General features: G+C 40.7%; 18 protein-coding genes and 1 pseudogene. 9 read left to right on the forward strand and 10 right to left on the reverse strand.

What is annotated here, in order from left to right; genetic code table 11:
* Positions 1-86: 86 nt before the first annotated feature.
* Both V7K45_RS13920 and V7K45_RS13925 read right to left on the reverse strand, forming a co-directional pair.
* Positions 87-1,163 carry an SAM-dependent methyltransferase gene (locus V7K45_RS13920; protein ID WP_335004276.1) on the reverse strand — a complete coding sequence of 359 codons (1,077 nt, stop codon included), beginning with the start codon at positions 1,161-1,163 and terminating at the stop codon, positions 87-89.
* A gap of 532 nt (positions 1,164-1,695) precedes the next feature.
* Positions 1,696-2,295: a macro domain-containing protein gene (locus V7K45_RS13925; RefSeq protein WP_335004278.1), complete on the reverse strand. Its 600-nt coding sequence runs from the start codon at positions 2,293-2,295 to the stop codon at positions 1,696-1,698.
* Positions 2,296-2,589: 294 nt separating this feature from the next.
* Between V7K45_RS13925 and fusA the strand changes: the two genes are divergently transcribed.
* The 5 genes from fusA (at position 2,590) to sugE (ending at position 8,611) form a co-directional block, all read left to right on the forward strand.
* Entirely contained in the window at positions 2,590-4,593 is a 2,004-nt protein-coding gene (gene fusA, locus V7K45_RS13930; protein ID WP_335004280.1) for an elongation factor G, read from the forward strand.
* A gap of 67 nt (positions 4,594-4,660) precedes the next feature.
* Positions 4,661-5,527 carry a GNAT family N-acetyltransferase gene (locus V7K45_RS13935; RefSeq protein WP_335004282.1) on the forward strand — a complete coding sequence of 289 codons (867 nt, stop codon included), beginning with the start codon at positions 4,661-4,663 and terminating at the stop codon, positions 5,525-5,527.
* A gap of 395 nt (positions 5,528-5,922) precedes the next feature.
* Positions 5,923-6,912: a DUF1350 family protein gene (locus tag V7K45_RS13940; RefSeq protein WP_442941996.1), complete on the forward strand. Its 990-nt coding sequence runs from the start codon at positions 5,923-5,925 to the stop codon at positions 6,910-6,912.
* Positions 6,913-7,378: 466 nt separating this feature from the next.
* Complete coding sequence (locus V7K45_RS13945; protein ID WP_335004286.1) at positions 7,379-8,053, forward strand: hypothetical protein; 675 nt, start codon at positions 7,379-7,381, stop codon at positions 8,051-8,053.
* A gap of 237 nt (positions 8,054-8,290) precedes the next feature.
* The gene (gene sugE, locus V7K45_RS13950; RefSeq protein WP_335004288.1) at positions 8,291-8,611 is read left to right on the forward strand and encodes a quaternary ammonium compound efflux SMR transporter SugE; all 321 of its coding nucleotides are present in this window, start codon (positions 8,291-8,293) and stop codon (positions 8,609-8,611) included.
* 89 nt (positions 8,612-8,700) lie between these two features.
* Here the strand turns inward: sugE and V7K45_RS13955 are convergent, their stop codons facing one another.
* Entirely contained in the window at positions 8,701-9,804 is a 1,104-nt protein-coding gene (locus tag V7K45_RS13955) for a mevalonate kinase family protein (RefSeq protein ID WP_335004290.1), read from the reverse strand.
* Between the two features lie 398 nt (positions 9,805-10,202).
* Here V7K45_RS13955 and V7K45_RS13960 point away from each other — a divergent pair, with 398 nt between their 5' ends.
* The gene (locus V7K45_RS13960) at positions 10,203-10,622 is read left to right on the forward strand and encodes a hypothetical protein (protein ID WP_335004292.1); all 420 of its coding nucleotides are present in this window, start codon (positions 10,203-10,205) and stop codon (positions 10,620-10,622) included.
* A 634-nt stretch (positions 10,623-11,256) separates the two neighbouring features.
* On the opposite strand, the gene argC is transcribed toward V7K45_RS13960, so the two are convergent.
* The 3 genes from argC to glpK form a co-directional block, all read right to left on the reverse strand.
* Entirely contained in the window at positions 11,257-12,231 is a 975-nt protein-coding gene (gene argC, locus V7K45_RS13965) for an N-acetyl-gamma-glutamyl-phosphate reductase (RefSeq protein WP_335004294.1), read from the reverse strand.
* A 72-nt stretch (positions 12,232-12,303) separates the two neighbouring features.
* A complete protein-coding gene (locus V7K45_RS13970; RefSeq protein WP_335004296.1) occupies positions 12,304-12,906 on the reverse strand; it encodes a hypothetical protein in 603 nt (200 codons plus the stop codon).
* 102 nt (positions 12,907-13,008) lie between these two features.
* On the reverse strand, positions 13,009-14,523 hold the full coding sequence (gene glpK, locus V7K45_RS13975) for a glycerol kinase GlpK (protein ID WP_335004311.1): 1,515 nt from the start codon (positions 14,521-14,523) through the stop codon (positions 13,009-13,011).
* A gap of 669 nt (positions 14,524-15,192) precedes the next feature.
* On the opposite strand from glpK, the gene V7K45_RS13980 reads away from it, so the two are divergent.
* Positions 15,193-15,882, forward strand: a complete 690-nt coding sequence (locus tag V7K45_RS13980) for a CPBP family intramembrane glutamic endopeptidase (RefSeq protein ID WP_335004298.1) — start codon at positions 15,193-15,195, stop codon at positions 15,880-15,882.
* 11 nt (positions 15,883-15,893) lie between these two features.
* Here V7K45_RS13980 and V7K45_RS13985 read toward each other — a convergent pair whose 3' ends face one another.
* The 4 genes from V7K45_RS13985 to V7K45_RS14000 all read right to left on the reverse strand — a co-directional run bounded on the left by V7K45_RS13985 (position 15,894) and on the right by V7K45_RS14000 (position 21,629).
* Positions 15,894-17,081, reverse strand: coding sequence for a PAS domain S-box protein (locus tag V7K45_RS13985; protein WP_335004300.1), 1,188 nt, complete (start codon positions 17,079-17,081; stop codon positions 15,894-15,896).
* A gap of 1,350 nt (positions 17,082-18,431) precedes the next feature.
* Complete coding sequence (locus V7K45_RS13990) at positions 18,432-19,724, reverse strand: hypothetical protein (protein ID WP_335004302.1); 1,293 nt, start codon at positions 19,722-19,724, stop codon at positions 18,432-18,434.
* A 508-nt stretch (positions 19,725-20,232) separates the two neighbouring features.
* A complete protein-coding gene (locus V7K45_RS13995) occupies positions 20,233-21,069 on the reverse strand; it encodes a DUF4351 domain-containing protein (RefSeq protein ID WP_335004313.1) in 837 nt (278 codons plus the stop codon).
* A gap of 263 nt (positions 21,070-21,332) precedes the next feature.
* Positions 21,333-21,629: a hypothetical protein gene (locus V7K45_RS14000; protein WP_335004304.1), complete on the reverse strand. Its 297-nt coding sequence runs from the start codon at positions 21,627-21,629 to the stop codon at positions 21,333-21,335.
* Positions 21,630-22,305: 676 nt separating this feature from the next.
* Here V7K45_RS14000 and V7K45_RS14005 point away from each other — a divergent pair.
* Positions 22,306-22,443 carry a hypothetical protein gene (locus V7K45_RS14005; RefSeq protein ID WP_335004307.1) on the forward strand — a complete coding sequence of 46 codons (138 nt, stop codon included), beginning with the start codon at positions 22,306-22,308 and terminating at the stop codon, positions 22,441-22,443.
* 2 nt (positions 22,444-22,445) lie between these two features.
* Positions 22,446-22,998, forward strand: a pseudogene (locus tag V7K45_RS14010) (CHAT domain-containing protein); the annotation flags it as partial.

Here is a 22,998-nt window from a genome sequence, read left to right on the forward strand (position 1 = left end):
TGCTGGCTTCTACAACTAAGAAACCAAAAATTGCTCTCAATAGGTTGGGCGATCGCTAAATTATTAGTACTTATGCAATTAACTTGTCACGAATGAACCAACAAGTATTGACCGTTACCAAGAATTTCACCATCACAACCGTCAAAATACACAATGCACAAGAGCAAATAAAGTCTCCACATCCGGCAGAACTTGCCATAGTTCATGCCATAATTTAAATCTTTGACTTTAGCTTGATTTTGATCAAAATTTATCAACCAATTTATCAGAGTCTTTGAGTAGTTAGCACCATTTAAATACCATTGATTAATAGTTTTCAGGTCTGTATCAATCTTTGGGATGACATCATAATTCCACACCCGCATGTTTGGAAAAACATATTTGTCGATAAAAGGATGGGTTATATTATAAGGTAATGTGGTTGTGATTATGTGAATTAACACCTTGCCATCATCTTTAAGGAGAGAAGCCAGTTTTTGAAATGATTTCGTTAAATTCCCTACATGTTCAAACAGGCCAATCGCCATAATTTTATCAAACTTATTCTCAAAATCAATATCATTAAAGTCCTTTTCATATAGAGTGAATCTATCTGAACTGAGGTAACTGGTAGGGTCTCGCATTTTTTTTCGCATATATTCGCATTGCCCGTGGCTCAAATTAAGAGCCGTTACTTTCACATGCGGAAACCGGGAAAGAATGTAATTTGATGCAGAACCCCAACCGCATCCCAAATCTAAGATTTCATCTCCGTCTTCGATGCCTGCTTTTGCGATCAAATCATCGAGCATGTGCATTTGAGCTTGCTCAAGGTTAGATGCTCCTTTTTCCCAAAAAGCCATTGTGTATTTGGGATATAAAAGTTCTGTTTCTTTTAACATCAGAGTGAACATTTCTTCGGGTAGGTTGTATTGAACCTTCATTAGTTCCTGTGACCCTTCTGCAAGGCGATCGCTTTCTTGCAACAGCCATTCATAGGGAACTAAAAGAGAAGGAAAATATTTGTAGCTGATTTGCATGGAGAGATTTAAAAGGGATTTAAGCAGAGTATCGGGGATTTTTAACCCATTGATATAAGCCTCTGCTCCTGCCATTACGATTGCATTGAATGCAGCGATCGCTGTGCGGTTATCTTGGTAAGAAATTCGGTTTTTTTTATTCATATCTACTGAAAGATTATGTCTGTAATGCTGGAAGTCATGCAATACTTCTCGCTTTGTGCATTTTTAATCCGGAATTGGGTTTTGGGAAAAGGTTAAAGGGGAAGGGTTAAAGGTTTTTTCTTTCTCTTTTCCCCTTCCCCTTTACCCTTTAACCGAGAAGTATTGGGAAGTCATGTATACATTACCTTAGATTTTTAGTTATATTAAATTTATGACAAAACTAAATACTCGTCTTTTACAATTTCGACCTGCGATAAATTCAAAACTCCCATAAAATCAAGGATTTATCACTCTCTGATGCTACTTAAAGTGGTAAAAGACAAGAAATAAAATTGAGAGTTAGAAAATCAACTCATGTATTAAACCTTAATATTTTTTATAAAGTTTAATAAGCACATAACGCTCCCTTAATTAATAGTGTTTCCCTTCGGGTTGCAAAAATATTTGATAAATTGCATTTAAATTTTTAACACCATAGGAAACACCATATTTTGCCTAGTAATGAACTCAGACTATTATCCAAAGTCCTGCTTTACCTAAAATCTCCTCCTTCCCATATCTGAAGTTGTCTTTCAGCCGCAACTATGCAATTGAGATGCTTGGGTGGATAGAGAAAATGATCGTAAGCTAATGCCATCTGTCTAGCAGCTTCAGTATATGGCACTCGTCCTATTCCCGTACCCAATCCAGGACAGGCAATGGTGTTAATTTTTTGCCTAGCGTGTTGATTATGGTGTCGAACTGCCAGCAGCATCGCCCACATCGCAATATAAGGAATATCTGTCCCAGCAATAATCATGGGAACTCGCATAGTGGGTGTATGAGCCAAAAAAGGATGTTTGTGATGGCCTGTTTCCACAATCATTGATGTTCCCACAGGCTGTTCGCCCAAATAATCCTCAAGAATGCGCTGCTGGACTTTTGCCATTAAGGAACGACCGAAAAAACGGATAATTGCCGCATCTATGCCACCATCCATCATTCCGAAAGAGTTAGCAGGGCTGACCATACAATCAAAATCTGGCAACCACTCGAAATAGTTATTCACTATTTCTACATTGGGTAAGTAATTAAAATGCTGTTGAAAGGCTGCACACAACAAAGAATCGGGAGCTACCAATATCAATTTCAAGCTTTCATTTCCTCCGCTTGAATACCTATTTTAAACGTCAGCTAGTAGTTCGCTTTCGTAACTTGGCGGGGTAAAGGGTAAGGGGTAAGGGGGAAAGGTTTCAAATCCCTTGCCCTTTCCCCTTTACCCTTTCCCCAGCCCTCACCTAACAATTTTGGGTTTGCAGACTACTAGGGCAAATATCAACGGTTTTTTTGTATTATCAGCCTTGTCTTTTATTTGTACTACATATATAATACAAATATATCACCACTCAGTTGGTGACTGTTTGTCGCTTGAACAAAAGGAAATTTTATGATTCCCCGAACACGCATCCGAAATATTGGTATCTCTGCCCACATCGACTCTGGTAAAACTACGCTGTCAGAGCGAATTCTCTTCTACACGGGCAGAATCCACGCTATTGAGGAAGTGCGGGGAGGCGGTAAGGGTGCAACGATGGATTTTATGCCAGAAGAAAAACTACATGGTATAACCATCACTTCCGCTGCTACCACCTGCCAGTGGCACGATACTCAAATTAACCTGATTGATACACCTGGACACGTAGATTTCACAATTGAAGTGGAACGTGCCTTGCGGGTATTGGATGGGGCAGTGATGGTGCTGTGTGCTGTGGCGGGTGTGCAGTCCCAGTCCATTACGGTGGATCGGCAAATGAAGCGCTACCGTGTGCCGCGTTTGGCGTTCATCAACAAAATGGATCGGACGGGAGCAGATCCATATCATGTAGTACAGGGAATACGCGATCGCTTGCAACTAAATGCAATGTTGCTCCAGTATCCTATCGGCAGTGAAGACCAATTCCAGGGAGTGATCGATCTGGTAGAAATGACTGCTGACTACTTTGAAGGTGAAAACGGCGAAAACCACATCAAAAAGTCAATTCCCGAAGCTCTTAAAGATGAGGCACAACAGGCACGGGAGAAACTACTAGATGCTTTGTCGCTGTTCTCAGAACCGATGACAGAAATGTTGTTGGCGGGTGAGGAGATTCCCAAAACATTAATTTGGGAAACCATTCGACAAGCAACCTTGAGTCTAGAATTCACACCTGTACTGCTGGGTTCGGCATTCAAAAATAAAGGAGTGCAAAACTTATTGGATGCAGTTACGCTTTATCTACCATCTCCCATAGATAGAGAAGTGGTCAAAACCGCAAATTCGGTGAGTGTCTACCCTAACCCTGATGCTTCCTTGGTGGCATTGGCATTTAAACTCACCGTTGAGTCCTTTGGGCAGTTGACCTATACGCGGATTTACTCTGGGACGCTCAAACCAGGCGATACCGTCTACAATTCGCGGACTGAACAACGAGTGCAAATCGGTCGCTTGGTGAGAATGCACGCCAATAAGCGAGAAGAGGTAAAAGTTGCGGTAGCAGGGGATATTGTGGCTCTGTTGGGTGTGGATTGTGCTTCTGGTGATACATTCTGTTCTGGAGAACCACTGGTATCTCTAGAGAAGATGTTTGTGCCGGAACCAGTGATTACGCTGGCAATTACGCCCAAAAAACAGGAAGATAGCGATCGCCTTTCCAAAGCACTCAATCGCTTTCAAAGAGAAGACCCCACCTTCCGGTTGAGTATCGACCCCGAATCAGGAGCAACTCTGATTTCTGGGATGGGCGAACTCCACTTGGAAATCTACCTCGAACGCATCCAACGGGAATACAATGCCGAGGTTTACGTCGGTACTCCCGCCGTGGCGTACCGGGAAACCATTAGGCAACAAGCTACCTTTGACTACCGATTCAAGAAACAGTCAGGCGGCCCCGGTCAGTACGCCCATATTACTGGGTGGATTGAACCTACAGATGAACCGTTTGTCTTTGAGAATCGGGTGGTTGGGGGTGCGATTCCTAAAGAATATATCCCGGCGTGTGAGAAAGGTTTCCGTGAGGCGATGCAATCAGGACAGCTGGAAGGCTATCCGGTAACTGGGGTGAAAGTCGTTTTGGATGGTGGTTCTTATCATCCAATTGACTCTTCAGAATTGGCTTTCCGGTCAGCTTCCCATCAAGCAATTGAGGGTGCGATCGCTAAAGCAAAACCCTACATCCTCGAACCTATTATGCTTGTAGAGGTGGAAACACCCAACGAGTTTATGGGAAGGGTTCAAGGTGACTTATCCTCCCGTCGGGGTTTGTTGTTGGGTTCCGAGACAATGCAGGGATACACGGTGATTCGGGCAGAAGTACCACTAGCGCGAATGTTTGGGTATTCTACAGAATTGCGATCGCTTACTTCTGGTATGGCTACTTTTTCAATGGAGTTTACCTGCTATCGGCAGTCCTAGCATCTTGAAGTAGCTTTTAGGGACACAGCCTAACTGTGTCCCTTTCAAGTATCACAGGAGGTTTATTGTGCCTACTTTGAAAACTCTGCAACCTGGAGATGAAGTATCGCTAGAAGCATTTCTCTTGCAACACACTGATACTTCTATGTTTTTGCGCTCTAATTGGCGAGCTGCGGGACTGCTTGACCAAGGTGCAAGATTTCAAGGAACTTACATAGCGGCCTACACAGATGAAACTATAGTGGCAGTTGCAGCCCATTTTTGGAATGGGATGATTATAGTCCAAGCCCCTGTATATTTGCCAGAGGTGGTGCAAGCAGTTGTGGCACAATCTGGACGTGCTATTTCTGGAATTAGTGGCCCAGCAGCACAAGTCGAAGCGACAAAAAACATTTTGGGATTTAACAACCGACCAACTCAGCTTGATGAATCTGAGATATTGTTTTCTCTAGCACTCCAAGATTTGCAAATACCTGAAGCTCTAGCATCGGCAAAGGTGCAGTGTCGTTTGCCACATCCAGATGAGTTGGAATTACTCACCCAATGGTGCGCTGCTTATAGTGTGGAAACTTTAGGACAAAGAGATACTCCCACTTTAACAACAGCTAGCCGTCTCGTAATTGAAGCCCGTCACTCTATGGCAATGCATTGGGTTTTGGTAGAAGGAGATATCCCAGTTGCTTACTCTGCTTTCAATGCTAGCTTACCTGATATTGTGCAAATTGGTGGAGTGTGGACACCGCCAGCGCTGCGGGGTAAAGGCTTCGCCAAAAGTGTGGTAGCAGGTTCATTGTTAGATGCGCGATCGCAAGGAGTAAAACGTGCCATCCTATTTACAAGTGATAAGAACCAAGCAGCCCAAGCCGTTTATCGAGGAATTGGCTTTTTGCCTACTGGCGAAAAGTATGGCTTAGTCTTATTTGAAGAGACTTAGGATTGAGAAATATTGGGTTGTTACCTTGGAAGCACAACACCTTACGCCCTTGCTATGTATTTATAATTTCCCTGTTTCTGGATTTGCTGGAATTGATTTTGTCGCTTCTACCGAATTGATTGTAATACTTGAACTATGAGCCAGTATCGTTTCAAACAGTCATTCTCTAACGATCCCAGCTTAAGCGATAAGCTTTTTGACTTGATGGAATCACATTTCCCGGAATCAGCAGTTTAGCAGAATGTGCAAGAAAACTAGGTGCATCCTGAGAAACAGCTTCAACTCCCTTTATTCGAAGCGATCGCAGTTTTGTAAAAATATCTTTTGAATAATCCGAAAAGCAGCAACTTCAGTTTGGAGATTCAGCATATACCTACAAATAAGTCATGGTAAATATGAATCTAAAACTGAGATTTAAACCAGTTTCACACAGTTGGGTCGCTCTACATCCAAAGCCTAAAGGAGTAATTCAATTTATTGCCGGGGCTTTCTTTGGTACATTTGGCCCTATGCTTTTTTATCGTTATCTGCTTCAGTCTCTATTTGAGCAGGGATATACAATTATTCTTTTGCCATTTAATTTTACTTTTAACCATTATGTAGAAGCTGGTTTTCTCATGAGAGAACAGTATGAAATTTTGCCAGAGCTTGTGAAGATGGCAAGTGTTGCAGGATATGATTATGAAGCCTATCTAGATGATAAAAACTTTTCTTGGATTGGACATAGCCTTGGCTGTAAATATATCTCGTTGTTAGAAGGATTTACTGCTCTACCTCCAGATGCTCAAGATAGAGAACAGTTTATTCGGAACCTGCTATCTAATACTTCCGATGAGTCAGAGATAGAAAGCGTTATTGCAGACATTAACATTCTCTTTGACGAACTAACGCGAAAAACGGATGAAGTTAAAAAATTAATTTACACTTATGTGCATAAGAATATCAAAATTAACAGTGTCTTCATTAAAGGACAGGTTTCTATCCTCTTAGCACCTGCTATTGCTGACACAGGGAGCGCAATTCGTCCTCAATTTTTAGCGGATATCATCGACAATCTTGGTTGGGGTGTGAAACCAACTGTTAAAGAAACTCAGTATTTAATCAAGGATAGTGGGCTATTTAATATCATGGGTTTAGTCTGTTTCAAATCAGACAATATTGCTAAATCAACCTGTGAATGGTTTACTAATATTCTGCAAAAGCCACCTCAAGATTTTCGCAACACTGTAGCAGGTGGGCATTTAAGACCTTTAGGTATTCAGCTAGCTAAATATGTTGTTAATCTTTTTGATAAACCGTTAATTGAATCAGTTCAAGAGCGAAACAAAGCATTTGAGCATAATGTAATTCAATTGCTTGAAGAACTGAAAGAAAAATCAAGATAATGGGCATTGGGCATTGGGCATTGGGCACAAGAGGCAGAGGTGCAGAGGATTTCCTCTAAGAATTGGGGGAGCGATCGCTTAGTTTCCTCGCTTGAATCGTGTGGGAGCGATGTCTACGATCTGACTTTTCCAATATCCTGCGGCTCGATACCTAACAAGGCGTTCAGCGATGCCGAAGGCGGCAAGCATTGAGTGTCGCCTTCGGCATCGCTCTCTTTTCCTCGCTATGAGCAGCAATTACTAGCTTAGAGGCTATGCCTTGAGCAACTATGTTACCTTTTTCAACTTTAGAAGCTCTACCTATTGAGCGACAACGAGCAGAGGATTCATAATTTACAATGCAGCCAGGATTTAACTATCAATTAGTTAAATCCTGGCTGTCTTATAAAACTTATAGCATTAACAGAGAGATACTATAAAACTCAATTAATTGTGTCTTTGGAATTTATGCAGCTAAATGAAGATTATGACTCTTAAACTTACATTGTGGTTACTGTGGACTGGATTTATCGCCTATATTTTATTGTTGGCACCGCCCTTGCACTTAGATGAAACGCTAACGCTGTTGAAAAATATATTTACTTTTCAGTGGGCTGCTATTAATCCAATTATCCTTTCTTTATTTTCTCTAGTGGGTATTTGGTTATTAATTTACAGTAGTTTATTGTTCATTGATGGCAGAATGCAACCAATTCCTTTTTGGCCTTTTGCCGTAGCATCAGTAGGTTCCGGTGTAATTGGTCTTTTGCCGTATCTGGCTTTGCGTAAACCTAATCAACAATTTTCAGGACAAAAGGATGCTTTTTTGAGTCTGCTGGATTCTCGCCTTTACGGTATCGTCTTAACTTTCAGCACAGTTGTCTTACTTATCTATGGTTTTGCCTTTGGTGATTGGGGAGATTATGTGCAACAGTTCCAAAACGATCGCTTTATCAATGGTATGAGTTTGGCATTTTGCCTGTTTTATCTTTTATTTCCTACCATTGTTGGTGATGACATGGCTCGTCGCCGTTTCCCTGATGCCCAGGTATTTTTAGCAGTAGTGTTTGTTCCCTTACTCGGTTCTCTTGCTTATCTTTGCCTGCGCCCACCACTAGTGTCATCAAGTATTCGTGAAGAATCATTAATAACTAATCGCTAAATATCGGCATTTTTCAATTAGTTCTGTGAGTCAAGATTGGGTGATCTGGGCGATCGCTTGGTTGACTATTTTTTGTATAACTTGTGCTGATGGAGGGTTACGGGAAAAGTGTCTCGAATGAGTAGGGTGGAGCCGCAATACCTCAAAGCTATATCGCAATATTTTTTTATATTTAATATAAGAAAAATCGTTAAAAAATAAAAGTTTTAATTTCTACAATGTGCAGGAGAATAAAGAATGGCGTGGGTGTATTTGTTGATTGCAGGGTTCTTAGAGATTGCATGGGCAATTGGTCTGAAATATTCACAAGGCTTTACTAAGCTGGCTTTCAGTATTCCCACAGTTGTTTGTATGATATTGAGTTTTTTCTTTTTATCGATAGCACTACGCACATTACCAGTAGGTACTGCTTACGCCGTTTGGACTGGGATAGGAGCAATGGGTACGGCTTTATTAGGAGTCTTGTTATTTGGTGAACCTGCTTCTGTAAAGCGTTTTATTTGCATTGGCTTAATTTTGGCAGGTGTACTGGGACTCAGATTAGTATCAAGTCGTTAATCCTGCCAAACAGAAGCCTAATTCCTGTTATCTTTTTGGTAGAGCTATCATTTATTATGCACATATCCCGAAACAGGACTGATGGTATTTTAACAAACATCCCCATACTGCTTTTTGTCCTTAGCTAAGTCAATCATAGGAGTTGGTAGTCTTGAAATAGTTAACTGTAACGCTTGCATTTGAGGAAAGTCACGCTTAATAATTTCGATAGCTTTTCTTTGACTCTCTTGATTTTTAACGATCAGTTGTGCAGTGCCATCCCCCTGAGAACCTACGCCTTTTCCTCCGAAGATATAAGGCTTAAGTGGCTCGTGATCGAGAAGCAGATGCAGCTTTTTTGCAGTTAATTGATCGGGACAAGCCGGAACTACGTGCCGATCGAATTCCGCTTGGGCTTTTGTCATTAAAGCTCCAAGAAGTTGGGCATCTCCAAGTTGTATTGCTTCAACTGCTGCTTGAGTAATTTCAGAGCTAATAGAACCAAAATATTTTTGGACATTTTCCTCTATTGGATTAGTAGCAAAAGGATAACAATGATTCAATTTTTGTAGTATTTCTTGTGTGTTTTTGCTGCCGCCAAGATCGACAATCAACAAAAACAAATCCTCACTCACTTTCAGTTCAAATAGATCGATTTTTTCACCATCAAATATCATCAATATTGGGCGATTTCCATAAGCACAAGCCTGATCCATACGACCACAAAGGCTAGGAGTGGTTCTTTCTCCCAGATAGGCAAACTCCATTTCTGAACGAATTGTCATCTTCAAGTCATACACACGATTAAAAGCCCTCGCAATCAAAACGCAAAAGGCAGCACTCGAAGATAATCCCTTTTGGATAGGTAAGTCGGTTAGATAATTATCAACCTCAAGCCCACCAACATTATAGTTAGTCAGAATTTGATATGCTGTACCAGCAGCATAACTAAAAAAACCACCCTTTGCTGCTATGCATTTCAGGGTATTAGATTCCATAGGTAATCTCAACGGTTCATAACTCTTGCCATCATTGAGAGAACTACGAATAATTAATTCAGTAGAATTAGGTTTGACCGAGGCATAAATTCCTTGATTAGTACCAACAATTAAGGTGTATCCCTTTTCGATAAGAGGATTAACACTGCGATATTCTCCTGCCCAATCGCTGTGTTCTCCGAACAAACAAAGACGCCCTGGAACAAAAATTCTCATTTGAAGTTTCCTGTTTTTAATTGAGGTATATTATTCTGATTAACTTGAATAAACAACATACCATTCATCACTCCAATAGCTCACATCAGTAAAGCTTTCGGCAGTCTTGGGAGAATCGATTGGGAGACGATGGACTAGCCTCCATCTAGCGAAGCGATCGCTCTTTGAGAAAAAACTTTTTGGTTTACTGTTTTTTAGTTAATGTGTCAGTTTAATTATTGTCCACTCAGTAAATACAACAAGCTTTAGGCTAAAATTACATTGTTAGTAGGTGCAATTATCCAAAATATCCTTATTTTAGATAATATTACTATTGTCTAAAATCAGGAATACAAGGATTAGCGATCGCACTGAAATTTGGTTGTTTGCCAATCGTAAGATTTGTAGAGGGTACTACTATGCAAAATATGTTAAAACGCGCATTCCTACCTGGATTGATGGCTGCTACTTTAGGTGGTACTAGCTTAATCCCGGTTCAACCTGCTTCTGCTGATGACCGAATTATTAATAATGCAGCCATTGGAGCTGGGGCAGGTGTATTAAGTGGGGTTGTAACAAATTGTGGTTCCGTATTAGACAATGCTTTTAAAGGTGCTGCTGCTGGTGCTGCTGTTAATGCTGCCAATGGTGCAAGAAGTGCCAGAGCCAGAAGAAGAAACGGACGTTTACCTGTTCAAGATATCGGTGTAGGTGCTGGTGCTGGTGTATTGGCAGGTGCAATTTCTGGTGGTTGTGGCACTACCTGGAAAAATGGTGTCAATGGTGCTGCGGCTGGTGCTGCGGTTCATTTATTAGATAAAAGACCCAGAAGAAGATAATCTGTCATTGATAATTCGTCATTTAGTCACCCAGCACGAATTATCAATAAAAACCTTCAGGTGCAGAGCGAACATAGTGCCTTGCGGTACTCTTTAAAAGATTGGGCACACGACCTGCTTAAATAGCCAAAGTTGCGTATGCCGTCTGTAATGTAGTGTATTTAGTCCTGTTTTATCACTTTTGAAAAACAATAATCGAAGCCAAAGTTTAAAACTTTGATTTAACCAAGACTTAAAGCTTTATTTTCTAATAGAAACTAAAATTTATAGAAAAAAACTGGAAAACAAAACTTCACAATTTTGGTTATCGCATTCTTTCAAAGGGAGAAAACAGGGTTAAGTTTAAATATTCAAGCAACCTATAATACAGAGCAAACGCATCTAAATATTGATGAGCATAGATAAAAGTAGAATGCACTAGAAGCTAAACCCCATTGTCATTTTGAAATTTTCCTTAGTTTTTATTAGTAAATAAGAGACGTTTGCCCTGGCAGAGGGGCAGAGGGGAAAACTTACTGCAACTTCTCCTCGGTCACTGAGCGTAGCCGAAGTGCTGCTCCCCTGCCCCCCTGCTCCCCTGCTCCTCTGCTCCCCTGCTCCCCTGCTCCCCTGCTCCCTACTCCTTAACCCTTTTTCATGACAATCCCAACTCTTCTGGAAAACCGAGCATGATGTTTAGGTTTTGGACTGCGGCTCCTGATGCGCCTTTACCCAGGTTGTCAAGACGAGCAACCAGCAAGACTTCTTTGGTGGTGTCATTGGCAAATACAAAAACCTGAACAATATTAGTACCGTTCAGTGCGATCGCATCCAGAAATGTTCCATCTCTAAGCAGTGTAGAATCTTGGAATGGAGCAACCTGCACGAATTTTTCACTTTGATAGTAGTTAGCGATCGCTTCATAGATAACCTTACCTGATGGTGGATTATCTAAACTTCCTAGTGGCAAAGGTATTTGTACCAGCATCCCCTGCTCAAAATCTCCCACGGCTGGTACGAATAGCGGCGGTGATGCTAACCCTGAATACTGATGCATTTCTTTGACGTGCTTATGCCCAAACTGCAAACCGTAGATGCCATAAGGGTAGAGCGACGTTGTACCGGCTTGCTGTTCGTGGAAGGTATCATACTGTTTAATCAGATTCTTTCCGCCACCAGAGTAACCTGACACTGCATTAACGGTGATGGGAAAGTTACTGTTCAGGATTCCTTTAGCAATTAACGGACGGATACAAGCTAAAAATCCTGTGGGATAACAGCCCGGATTGCTGACAAACTGGGCACTGGCGATTTTCTCTCGCTGTCCTGGATTTAGTTCTGGGAAACCATATACCCAATCCTTAGCCGTGCGATGGGCACTACTAGCATCAAGGATCTTAACCCTAGTATTACTAACTAAGCTAACAGCTTCGCGGGCTGCATCATCAGGCAGGCAAAGAATAATAACATCAACAGCATTGATTAGTTTGGTTCGCTCAGTTGCATCTTTACGTTTAGATGCTTCAATGCTAACTAACTCGATGTCATCCCGTTGGTTCAGGCGTGAGTATATTTGTAAGCCTGTGGTTCCTGATTCCCCATCAATGAAAATCTTCGGTTTAGTAGTCATGCGTTTTTTATTATATGAGAGTAATATTTTGACAAAGTAAGAGTTATTTTAACGATCGATTTTTGAATGAAATTAACCTGCTTTCACCATCCACACCAAAAAGCTCAGAATTAGTTCGATAGGAGGCAGAGAATAATCCATCAAATCAATTGTGACTGTTTGACCCTCTAGTTTCAGAAATCGCCATAGGGTTCCACTGCTTACAGTACCGTAAACTGCTGTTAAAGGTTGCTCTCTGGCTTGATTGAATCGCTGCGCAGCTACCATTTCTGCAATACATTGTCCCAACCCAGATTTTAAATCTGATTTTTTCGCTTCAACAATGACAATTGCAGGTGCTTCCACCGTTAATTGTTCAGGTGAACGGCAAAGTAAGAAGTCACATACACCGTTGAGTCCAATACTTGCATCAACGTTAAACTCTTCCCCTGAAAACACGCTAATTGTGGAATTGAAGATGCGTCGCACTTCCAGCAAGATAGGATTAATTATCGCCTCTGAACGAGCTTTTTCTGTATCTACTGCGATTGCCCACGGTAAATCCTCTAAAATACCTTGCAGTCTGAAACTTGGAGTAATGGGTTCAATCGAGTCTGGGAAAAAGCGGACTCCTTCGACAGTACTCAGATGAAAATCTTGTTTCACTCGGTCAATGGTGAATTGACTGTAGGGCATGATAAATCAATACTCCATCCATTTGCTTGATTGTAATAGTGTTTGTTTCTTCGCCTTCCCCCATTTCAGGATATGAATTTCGCTTTAACTCGTTTTTGGCGGTTACTCCTCCCAAGCTAGAGTACGTTTCACAGCTTTTTGCCAAGTACCAAATTTGGACAAGGGGAAATCACTTTTCGGCTCAAACACACGCTCAATCTGCCGTTGTTTTGCCAATGATTCATAGCTCTCCCAAAATCCTACAGCTAAACCTGCCGCAAATGCTGCACCCTGAACGGTGGTATCGCGCATTATCGGGCGTTCAACTGGAATACCTAAGACATCAGCTTGAAACTGCATCAAAAAATTATTCTCGCAAGCGCCACCATCTACGGTTAATCGCCCAACTGGAGTACTGCTAGATGCGTTAATTGCTTGCACCACTTCCAGAACTTGATAAGCGATCGCTTCCAGCACAGCGCGAACTAGATGCTCTGGTTGTACACTGGCGGTAATGCCGAAAAAGGCTCCCCTGGCGCTCATATCCCAATAAGGTGCGCCCAGTCCACTAAATGCTGGCACAAAGTAGACTCCGCCATTATCTTTTACCTGATTGGCCATCGCTTCAGTTTCAGCAGCAGTTTTAATCAATTTCAGGCGATCGCGCAACCATTGAATACAAGCCCCACTAGTAAACATACTGCCTTCTAAGGCATAGCCGACATCTAAAGTATCGCTGGTATTTGCTTGTGTCCATGCCACTGTCGAAATGAGTTGATGGTGCGAGCGCACAATTTTTGTTCCTGTGTGAGCTACTAAAAAGCTACCAGTACCATAAGTGCATTTCATCAAACCGGGGCGATCGCAGCCATGACCAAATAGAGCCGCTTGCTGATCTCCCAAGATGGCAGTAATGGGAATTTCAGCACCCAACAAAGTCGCATCAGTGACTCCAAATACTCCTAAACTCGGCTGAATCTGGGGCAAAATATGCGCTGGAATTTGAAATAGATCCAGTAAAATCTCATCCCACTCACAGGTTTTGAGATTCATCAACATTGTACGGCTGGCGTTGCTGTGGTCAGTGGCGTGGACTTTTCCACCTGTGAGATTCCACAACACCCAGCTATCAATAGTACCTGCTAAGACATTGTTCAGGTCAATATCAGTCACATTGTCTAATAGCCATCTGAGCTTAGTAGCAGAAAAGTAAGCATCAATGATTAATCCGGTGCGATCGTAAATTTCATCAGCGTAGCCTTGTTCTTGTAACTGGTGGCAAAGGGGAGCAGTGCGGCGATCTTGCCAGACGATCGCTTTATGGAGTGGTTTACCAGTAGTTTTGTCCCAAATCAAACAGGTTTCGCGCTGTACAGTTAGTCCCAAAGCTGCGATCGCTGATGGTGCAATCTGGGCATTTGCAATTGCGGTTTGCATTACCCAACAGGTATCCTTCCAGATTTGTTGAGGATCATGTTCTAACCATCCTGGCTGAGGATAATACTGAGTTAATTCTTTATATGCCTGCCCAACAATCTTGCCGTCTGCGTTAAATACAAAGGCGCGGTTGCCTGTCGTACCTAAATCCAGTGCTAAGATGTAGCCCGATGATGAAGTTTTTTTGCCAAGTGTGTGCATAGCCGCTTTTAATGTTGCGTAGGCGTAGCCCAACCTAGACATCGCGATTTTAGCAATACGCCTTCAATCACATATACATTATTTTGGGTACATTTTGAATTTCCTGTTTGGATAGCGTTATGTCTCTGTAAGTTTAAAAACGCTAAAATTTTATGCAAAGTTGTACTTAGGACAATGGGTATTGATGTCTGCCTCAAATCCCAGACCTTCACAACGTTGCAAGACGCTGTGCATTGTAATTATGTGTAAGTAAGTATATTGGCACAGTAATTAATTATTAAAATGCTGCGTTCAAAAGAATATTACACACAAATTCATAGAAGTTTTAGGATTAAATTTATGTGGCAATATACAAAGTGTCACTTTATTAAAGTCTGATTATGATACTCATGTTTTATAGTTTGCATATAAAAATTAATAGTCAACCAATACGTTCACCAAGATTTGAAAAATCATCATCAAGACACAAATCGCCGTATCTACGAAAGACTAATTATTGTAGAGACGGCAATTCATCGCGTCTCTTGCCTTAACCAACAGTATTAATAGTAAACCTGGTTGATATAGATTTGATTACAAATAATCATCCTAACTTGATATAAAAACTATGAATTTCAAAATAGATGTGGTTTAAAAGTTAAAGCCATCGAAATACAATAAAACTTTCCCATGTTAAAAGCCAACCAAAATCAAAATGCACTACTAGCTCTGTTGTTACTTGTGCCAGTTCCGACCATTGGTATTGCAACTCAACTATATATACTCCCTGGCTTGCAAGGACATTTAGTAGCTTTATTAGCTAAAATCTGGTTATTGCTAGTACCCATTATTTGGTTGTTATTTGTCGATAAAGAGAATTTAAAAGTTGAATATCCTAAAAGCCGCGATTTATTAGCTGGAGTCGGATTAGGACTATTAATGCTAGGCATCATGTTGATTGTTTATTGGTTGCTGGGCGCAAAATGGATAGATGTTGAATATGTTCGCGATCGCGCAACACAAGTTGGATTGAACAGTTTTGTGATTTACTTAGTAGGTGCAGTGTATTGGATATTTGTTAACTCTTTACTTGAGGAATTTGTTTGGCGTTGGTTTGTTTATCGTAAATGTGAAATTTTGGTATCAAGTCCTTTAGCTGTAGTACTATCTGCACTCTTTTTTACAATTCATCATGTTGTTGGTTTAGCAGCTTACTTCGACTGGCGTGCGACAACATTATGCTCATTGGGAGTGTTTCTAGCAGGGGCAGTTTGGTCATGGTGCTACTTAAATTATTGCTCGATTTGGACTGGATACATCAGCCATATTTTTGTAGATATAGCAATTTTCCTGATTGGCTGGCAACTGATCTTTGTTTAACAAAAATGTAATCAATCAACATCTCTCAAGATAATATGTTTTTTTGAGTCAAAACTGATTATACCTTCTTCTTGAAATTTACCCATCAATCGTGTAATTGTTACTCTGGTGGTACAGCAGGCGCTAGCAATATCTTCGTGAGTAAAGCGAACATTTAGGCGAGTTCCCTCTGGTACAGTTTCACCCACTTCTCGTTTCAAAACTTGTAATAGATGCTGTAAACGATCTTGTACTCGCCGTCTGCCACAAATTGCTAAAAAAGATTCTGTTTGCTGTAACCGCTGCTTAATTTTTGGTAGAAGTGTATGGCTCAATGTTGCAGAAGCTGATACTTCTGCTGCATAAATTGACACTAAGTCAACATCAGCAAGCGCTGTTGCTTGGTAAATGTCTAAATATGTCAAACTAGAACCAAAAACCATTCCTGTTGTTGCCAATCCGATCAGCACTTCTTCACCCGTTTCACAGTAGGTACTGAGTTTGACCAAACCCTGAGAAACATACCAAATTACTAATGGGTTGAGGAAAATAGTTTCTCCTTTAGCATATTTATGTAGGGGGCGTAGTTTACCGCCGTAGGCATCGCTGAAAATGTCGCTCTTGTCTTTAACTTTTGCTGATTCTAATTGCCGACGCTCGGTGATATTACGCACCATCCAGCGCAGAGAGATTGCCTTACCCTGCTGATTGCGGACAACTGTCACTGTCAAAGCTGCATCAAATAACTCGCCATAACGTTGTTGCAAATGTACGAATAACTCTCTAACTCTGTCTGATTGCGATAGCTGTATCAGTTCGTTGCGAACTTGCTGACGTTCTTCTAGAAGGACAAAGTTAATTATTGGTTTACCCACTAAAAAATGCTTGGAAACATTCAACAACTTAGCTGCGGTGAGGTTAGCTTCTTGGATGATTCCTTCTGTATTAGTCACTAAATAGCCGTCTGGCGCTAACTCGAATAAATCTTGGTAGTGATGGCGTTCTGCTTCTAGCCAATTCCGTGTTTTTACTAGTTCCTCGTTTTGCTGAGAAAGTTCCTCTGCTGCTAACTGTACTATCTTTGAGGTGTTATAGAGTTCCTTAAAAGCTTCCGGCAACAAATCAGGGGAAATCCAAGGTAATAAACTAGCAGTTTGGTATAAATCTGCTAAACGCTTGTGCAATATTTCTGTACGTTGGACAAATTTTTCTATATTCACCTTAAATTCCCGCTATTTGCTTACAGAAGTTGAGCAAAAAATCTACTAAGTAAATCCTTGAAAAATTGCGGCATACCTAATTTTCGTGAGTGATAAATTTAACTAATTGTAAATTGCAATTTTTATACAATAGAAGTAATAAAGTTAGATTTGTTTTAGGTTTTTAACAATTTATATTTTATAGTCGCTACAGATGGGTCAGTTTTTAAATGACATATATAGCATTCAACCTAAATGCTAAAAGTAAAATTGAATCTAGAAAATGACAAAGTGTTTTGTCTGTTGATAACTTTTGCCATCAGATGTTTTTTACAAATATACTACGGTGTTTTGATAAGTATTACTTCTATCTTTGGTGGGACAATTCTGTAAACTCAGCTAAATACAAGTGGCAAATCTACCATCTTAGATTATGCTAATTTTTGACTAAGTAGCCAGTCAAAATGATGACACTAGCAAATAGCAGATACCACAGTTGGAAAATCCTACATCTCAACCTTAATTTCTGACTATTCTTGCTGAATGCGCTTTGTCATTCCCCCAAGGAATGATTTAGTGTTGATGATAATTTTTTCCATTGCTACCAAGAATACAAGAATAATTGATAAGAGTTTCCCCAACTTCCATCACAAGCATTAACCAACTATTACCAAAGACATAGACTCTTAGTTAAGTTTATTTGTGATTTTGAATACCTTGCCTATTAATAAAATACACAACCGGATTCTCAACTTCTTTAAGAGGATATTTTAAAAGTATTATTGGTAACACCAAAGGCTTAGAACTCCTTTGTAGGGGTTAGATTTCATATCTACGCTAGCTACTTCTCCTTTAGCGCAGACCTTCCCAATTTCTTTAAGAAGTTGGGAATCCAAGCTTTTCCATCTTCAAATTCATTATGATATAGCAGTTGCCAGGTAGGTAGATTAGGACATAATGACAAGCGTAAATCTCAGGAATAGCAAGGTTTTTACCTCCTGCCTCCTCCCTGGTTGTTGAGTTTCGACTACGCTCAACTGCCGCGTAGTCGAAACACTGCCTCCTGCCTTCTGCCTCATGCTGTATCTGACACGGGTAAGAGTAAAACTACTGAGAACAAGCAATCGTCGAACTACTATATCTAGAATTGCAAAGATAAATATTAATAAGTTAAAAAAATTTGTATAGCCAATCACGTATGAACTTAATAATTATCCGCCTCTTTAGTTAGAGGATAAATGAAGTAGTAAGCTGGTGTAATTTAACAATGCGTAACAGCTAATCAACGCGCAAGTTACAAGGAGTGATGGGTGAGGTGTCAATGCGATAAAATCTCATCACTCCTTTTTACTTACATCAGTTTATGAGCTACTAACGAATGCCATCATTATCAATGGCGCTGTAGCTGTCGCTGGGGAAAAGCCCCAACCAAGGGTCAGAACTAGGAGTTAAAAATAGTTGTCCGTATACTTGTTCATTGAGCGCTTCCACACTCCTTGTTTGCTTACCCTGCATAAACCATTGATGAATTTGGCTGTGCAGCATATATTCATTTCTGACTGTATCTAAAGCCATTGTGGCTTCAAAATTTTTCACTATTATCGGCAAATTATCTCCTTGAGGGTTAGCAGATTGAGACTTTTTAGCTCTGATTAGAGAGATGCTGTTTCGATCTAGCTTGGCATCGGCGGCATAGAGTTGAGCAATTTTGTCCCAAACTTTCTGGTCAGTAATTTCAGCTAAAGCGTTTTGATTCCGTTCAGCATCAGACTGGAGAGCAGTTAGCATTGGCGTTTCAACTCTCATTTTAGAAACTGCTAGAGAGCTTGCTATTTCTGCTGTCGGTGGTTGAGTGGGATTGTTGGGAATTTCTGCCAACTTAGGGGGAGACTGGATACCCAGGCGGGATAAATCTGCAACCCATTGGGCTTGGATAGAATTTAAGCGATCGCTGTGGTATTTTCTTAAATAAGACTCGCGATCGCTTGGTGTAAGTTTACTGTAATTTTTTACTGCTAATTCAGCCTGCTCTAGCTGTCGCAAAAATGCTTTGGGACTATACAACCCTGGAATTGCATCGATTGGCCGACCTGATGCATCCAATATATAGTGAATGCTATTACCTGTAATCGTTCGCTCCAACTTGCGTCCGTCGCCAAAATCAATAGTTACTTTGGGTACAGGGCGCACTGATTGCCAATGCAAAATAAAGCGGTCTTGAAGCAGTTTAGAAATTTCAAGATTCGGATACAGCGCTACTCTGAAGAACCTACTATTAGCACAACTCAAATCTTGATCCAGCCTACCCAATAACCGCAGAGATAGAATGGGTTTACCACTGGTTCTAGCAGCAGCTTTGGCTTGTTCTATATCAGTGTACCAGTACAAACGAGAGGCGTAACAGTCCCGTTGTTGACAAAGTTCGTCTAAAGCTACCCGAAGTGCAGGAGAAGGTAGAACTGCTCCTGAAGAAGCGGTATTTAATGTATTAGTATGGGATTTAAGAAATACTTGTAACCCTTTTGGGCCCTGTTTCCGAAGTACAGAAATTTCTTGAGATAGCTTGGAGGTTTCAGCTACAGGAGTTTGAGCATCAGCTATCTGCAAAAAACCGAAGCTGACTAGAATGAGTGCGAAAGGATATTTGCAGGTTCTAAATTTCATATATTTTCAGATATTTTCAAGAAAAATAGTGGGTTTGAGTGGGGAGCATCCGGTTTTGGCAACAACAGAAAGAATTTGGTTGATACTCTCCAAATTCCACTGTTAGCCAGAAATTTTAATCCTAGCTTATCGCCTTTCTCATGGTTTATAGCAAAGTATATTTTTATACAAAATAGCTAAATAATACAAAAATATTTACGACAAATTACCCCGTTTAAATTGCACTGTTAGGCGGGGTGATGGCAATACGGTTCGGTTAAAGGGGAAAGGGGAAAGGTGAAAGGTTTTGAATACATCCTTTCCCCAGACCACAAGGAAAGTGAAAAATACTTATCCGAACTGTATTGGGGGTTGTGGAGAGGCTGTAATTCTCAGTTAAAGGGACTCTTTATATTGAGGACTAGAGACGAAACCCAAGATTTACGTTAGTTTGCTGGGTTGTGCTAAAGAGCGCGATCGCTTATTTACAAGATGCTTGACTAACTTGCTTACCCGTAGAGATAATTTCTTAATCTTCTTGATTGGGTTGAGTTAAAGAGATATTTCCTAAGTAATTGACTAAATCGCTTTGACTAGAGAAATCTAACAGCGCCTCGGCTAAATCTTCTAGTTGAGCAATAGATAATGTGCGAATCTGCTGTTCTATCTCTGGCTCAATTGCAGCAAACCGACGTGTTAACTGACGCATAATCAGTTGTAGCGCCTCCTGTTTCTTTCCTCGTTCTTCTCCTTGTTGCAATCCCTTTTGCAGAATATCTTGGTAAATCACAGATTCTTGCATAATTTCCTCTCTGAAAAGCTGTGTAATCAAACTTTTGTCAAACCGCAAACCAGCTAAAACCTGTACGCAAGCTGATATATTTTGTCGCTCGTCTGTTTCTTCAATCATATCGACATTAACAGCGACTTGAGGAGTTAACAAGTCGGCAGGTGAGTCGGTTCTGGCTAATGTCGCCAGTGGTAAAAGTGCAGGGTTAGCTAGCAGTGGTGTGGGATCTTCTTCCCATAAACGAATCACTCGATACTCATGTCTGGTTTTTTTATCTACATACTGGGTATTAAAAACAATTTCTGAGGAGGTGGGTTGTAAGAAAATCAACACCTGCTCAATATCACACCAGTATTCTCGCTTTAATCTGGTGTAGTAATCTAGCATCCGAAAATCAAGTGGGGTTTTGGATTTTGGTGTCGTTTGAAACTCTAAATGCAAGATTTGGTTGGCGATTTGCAGGAATGTCACCGAATCAGCGCGAATCGGTTCGAGATTGAGTTCGGTTTTGAGTACTTGGATATCGGAGGTGTCAGATGCAAGTAACCATCTGGCAAAGTCACCAGGGTATCCAATACTGCTCGGTTAAGGATTTTTAACTCGGAATTTGGTTTGGGGAAAAGGTTAAAGGGTAAAGGTTAAAGGTTTTTTCTTTCCCCTTTCCCCTTTCCCTTTTCCCCTTAACCGACAAGTATTGCCAGGGTATTTTTCGGCAAGGTATTTGCAGGTGTTATCGTAACTCAAGGGCGTATATTTGATATGTTGTGGTCTAATTGCATATTTGAGTGTGGAATTATGAAAAACTCCACCCATAAATGAATGGAGTTTTCCACCGCTTTCTATGAAACTAAAATCTGACGGCTTAAAATACTCATTACTTCGCCAGGGTTAGCGGTTGGTAGTAGTTGACTCCAGTCTCCAACACTTGCATAGCCAATGACCTGTAAATAGTGAATTGTACTGGTGACGGCTTTCGGAGAACCAATCAATAAGTGTTTAATTGGTTCTCTGTTGGACGATCGCATTTGAGCAGATTGTTTGAAGATAAGTGCATCGAAGTCTTCGCTACTCAAATACTGTTGCAACTGTGCTTGGGCAAACTTTTGATTTTCTACGAACTTTTGTACTTGTGTCATTATTGTAATTGACTCCTAGAGTAGGGGTTTAAAGAAAAGCGATCGCGGACTCTTCCCGGAGGGCGATCGCTTTTCTTATGCTTTAATATTAGAGTATAATTTTATACAAGTCAACTACTAATACAAAAAATATTGACGGCAATTTACCCCGTCTAAGTTGCACTGTTAGGCGGGGTGGTGGGGTGGCTATAATTCTTAGGTGATTTCTGACAAAGAATATACCCAAGTTGACGAGTTTCGACTTCTCTTCGAGACGCTACGCGAACGCTCAACTCTCGATTCTTTAGTTGGTTGAGCGAAGTCGAAACCAACGGCAGAGGTAGATTTATTAACGGAAATTGCCTTAGTTAAAAGAGTAAAGTTGTGTAAAACAGACTGGGGATTGGGTTTGTTGGCTTGCGTTAAAAAGCGGGAACGCTTCTCTACAAGACGATACGCATCGCTAACATTACAACATTGGTCATTAACATTACAACATTAAGGAGAAACATTACAACGTTGGTCATCAACATTACAACATTAAGGAGAAACATTACAACGTTGGTCATTAACATTACAACATTAAGGAGAAACATTACAACGTTGGTCATTAACATTACAACATTAATAAGAAACATTGCGCGGCTCGCCAACAAGTCATAATAAAAAAGGTGTTACATAATACTTGCACCAGACTATGAACGAACAGCGCCTACAAGCTGATTACCAGCTAATCGAAAGCCTGTTAAATTGCCCTAGTGGTGAAAAACTAGAGATATTGGCAGCTAATACAGAATTGCTTGATGCTGGTTTTTTGCAACGGAAAAGGGCATAACAATGCGCCAAATAGTAAATTGGCTGAAAAATTTGGTAAATATACTAAATTTTCGCTCAACAACGGTTAAAACTCAAACAGAAGCTACTCGCATTACTCCAGAAGATATAGAGACTTACGAGCAATTTCTACAAAAAATACTGCAAGTAACAGCCGAGAGTTACGGCGATGCTCAAGTAATTTACCCATTGCTGGCAGCAAATACCGATAAACTCAATGATATCTTTGCTGAATTATTGCGTGACTGGGCAACAAATACCTTAGCAGAAGCGGAAGCAGATCAAGTAGAGTCCATTGCCTACTTGATGGTTATATTCAGTAATCGAATTAGCAATTTTCCTTTGGGTAGCAAAGCTAGCAACATGGAAATTGCGATCGCTGGCTACGAAATCGCCCTAACTGTTTACACCAAGAGCGCCTTTCCTGAAAAATGGGCAATGACGCAAAATAATCTGGGGATTGCTTACCGTAACAGAATATTAGGAGAACGAGCCGAGAATATTGAAAGTGCGATCAAGGCTTATAATCAAGCACTCCAAGTATATACCAAGAGCG

Origin of the sequence: Nostoc sp., from assembly GCF_036917375.1 — a bacterium.
Classification (GTDB): Bacteria; Cyanobacteriota; Cyanobacteriia; order Cyanobacteriales; family Nostocaceae; genus Nostoc.

What these genes read in the sequence shown, in the direction of transcription:
- V7K45_RS13920 (WP_335004276.1), bottom strand. Translation starts at nt 1,163, where the DNA reads ATGAATAAAAAAAACCGAATTTCTTACCAAGATAACCGCACAGCGATC.
- fusA (WP_335004280.1), top strand. Translation starts at nt 2,590, where the DNA reads ATGATTCCCCGAACACGCATCCGAAATATTGGTATCTCTGCCCACATC.
- V7K45_RS13940 (WP_442941996.1), top strand. Translation starts at nt 5,923, where the DNA reads ATGAATCTAAAACTGAGATTTAAACCAGTTTCACACAGTTGGGTCGCT.
- V7K45_RS13945 (WP_335004286.1), top strand. Translation starts at nt 7,379, where the DNA reads ATGACTCTTAAACTTACATTGTGGTTACTGTGGACTGGATTTATCGCC.
- sugE (WP_335004288.1), top strand. Translation starts at nt 8,291, where the DNA reads ATGGCGTGGGTGTATTTGTTGATTGCAGGGTTCTTAGAGATTGCATGG.
- V7K45_RS13955 (WP_335004290.1), bottom strand. Translation starts at nt 9,804, where the DNA reads ATGAGAATTTTTGTTCCAGGGCGTCTTTGTTTGTTCGGAGAACACAGC.
- V7K45_RS13960 (WP_335004292.1), top strand. Translation starts at nt 10,203, where the DNA reads ATGCAAAATATGTTAAAACGCGCATTCCTACCTGGATTGATGGCTGCT.
- argC (WP_335004294.1), bottom strand. Translation starts at nt 12,231, where the DNA reads ATGACTACTAAACCGAAGATTTTCATTGATGGGGAATCAGGAACCACA.
- V7K45_RS13970 (WP_335004296.1), bottom strand. Translation starts at nt 12,906, where the DNA reads ATGCCCTACAGTCAATTCACCATTGACCGAGTGAAACAAGATTTTCAT.
- glpK (WP_335004311.1), bottom strand. Translation starts at nt 14,523, where the DNA reads ATGCACACACTTGGCAAAAAAACTTCATCATCGGGCTACATCTTAGCA.
- V7K45_RS13980 (WP_335004298.1), top strand. Translation starts at nt 15,193, where the DNA reads ATGTTAAAAGCCAACCAAAATCAAAATGCACTACTAGCTCTGTTGTTA.
- V7K45_RS13990 (WP_335004302.1), bottom strand. Translation starts at nt 19,724, where the DNA reads ATGAAATTTAGAACCTGCAAATATCCTTTCGCACTCATTCTAGTCAGC.
- V7K45_RS14000 (WP_335004304.1), bottom strand. Translation starts at nt 21,629, where the DNA reads ATGACACAAGTACAAAAGTTCGTAGAAAATCAAAAGTTTGCCCAAGCA.
- V7K45_RS14005 (WP_335004307.1), top strand. Translation starts at nt 22,306, where the DNA reads ATGAACGAACAGCGCCTACAAGCTGATTACCAGCTAATCGAAAGCCTG.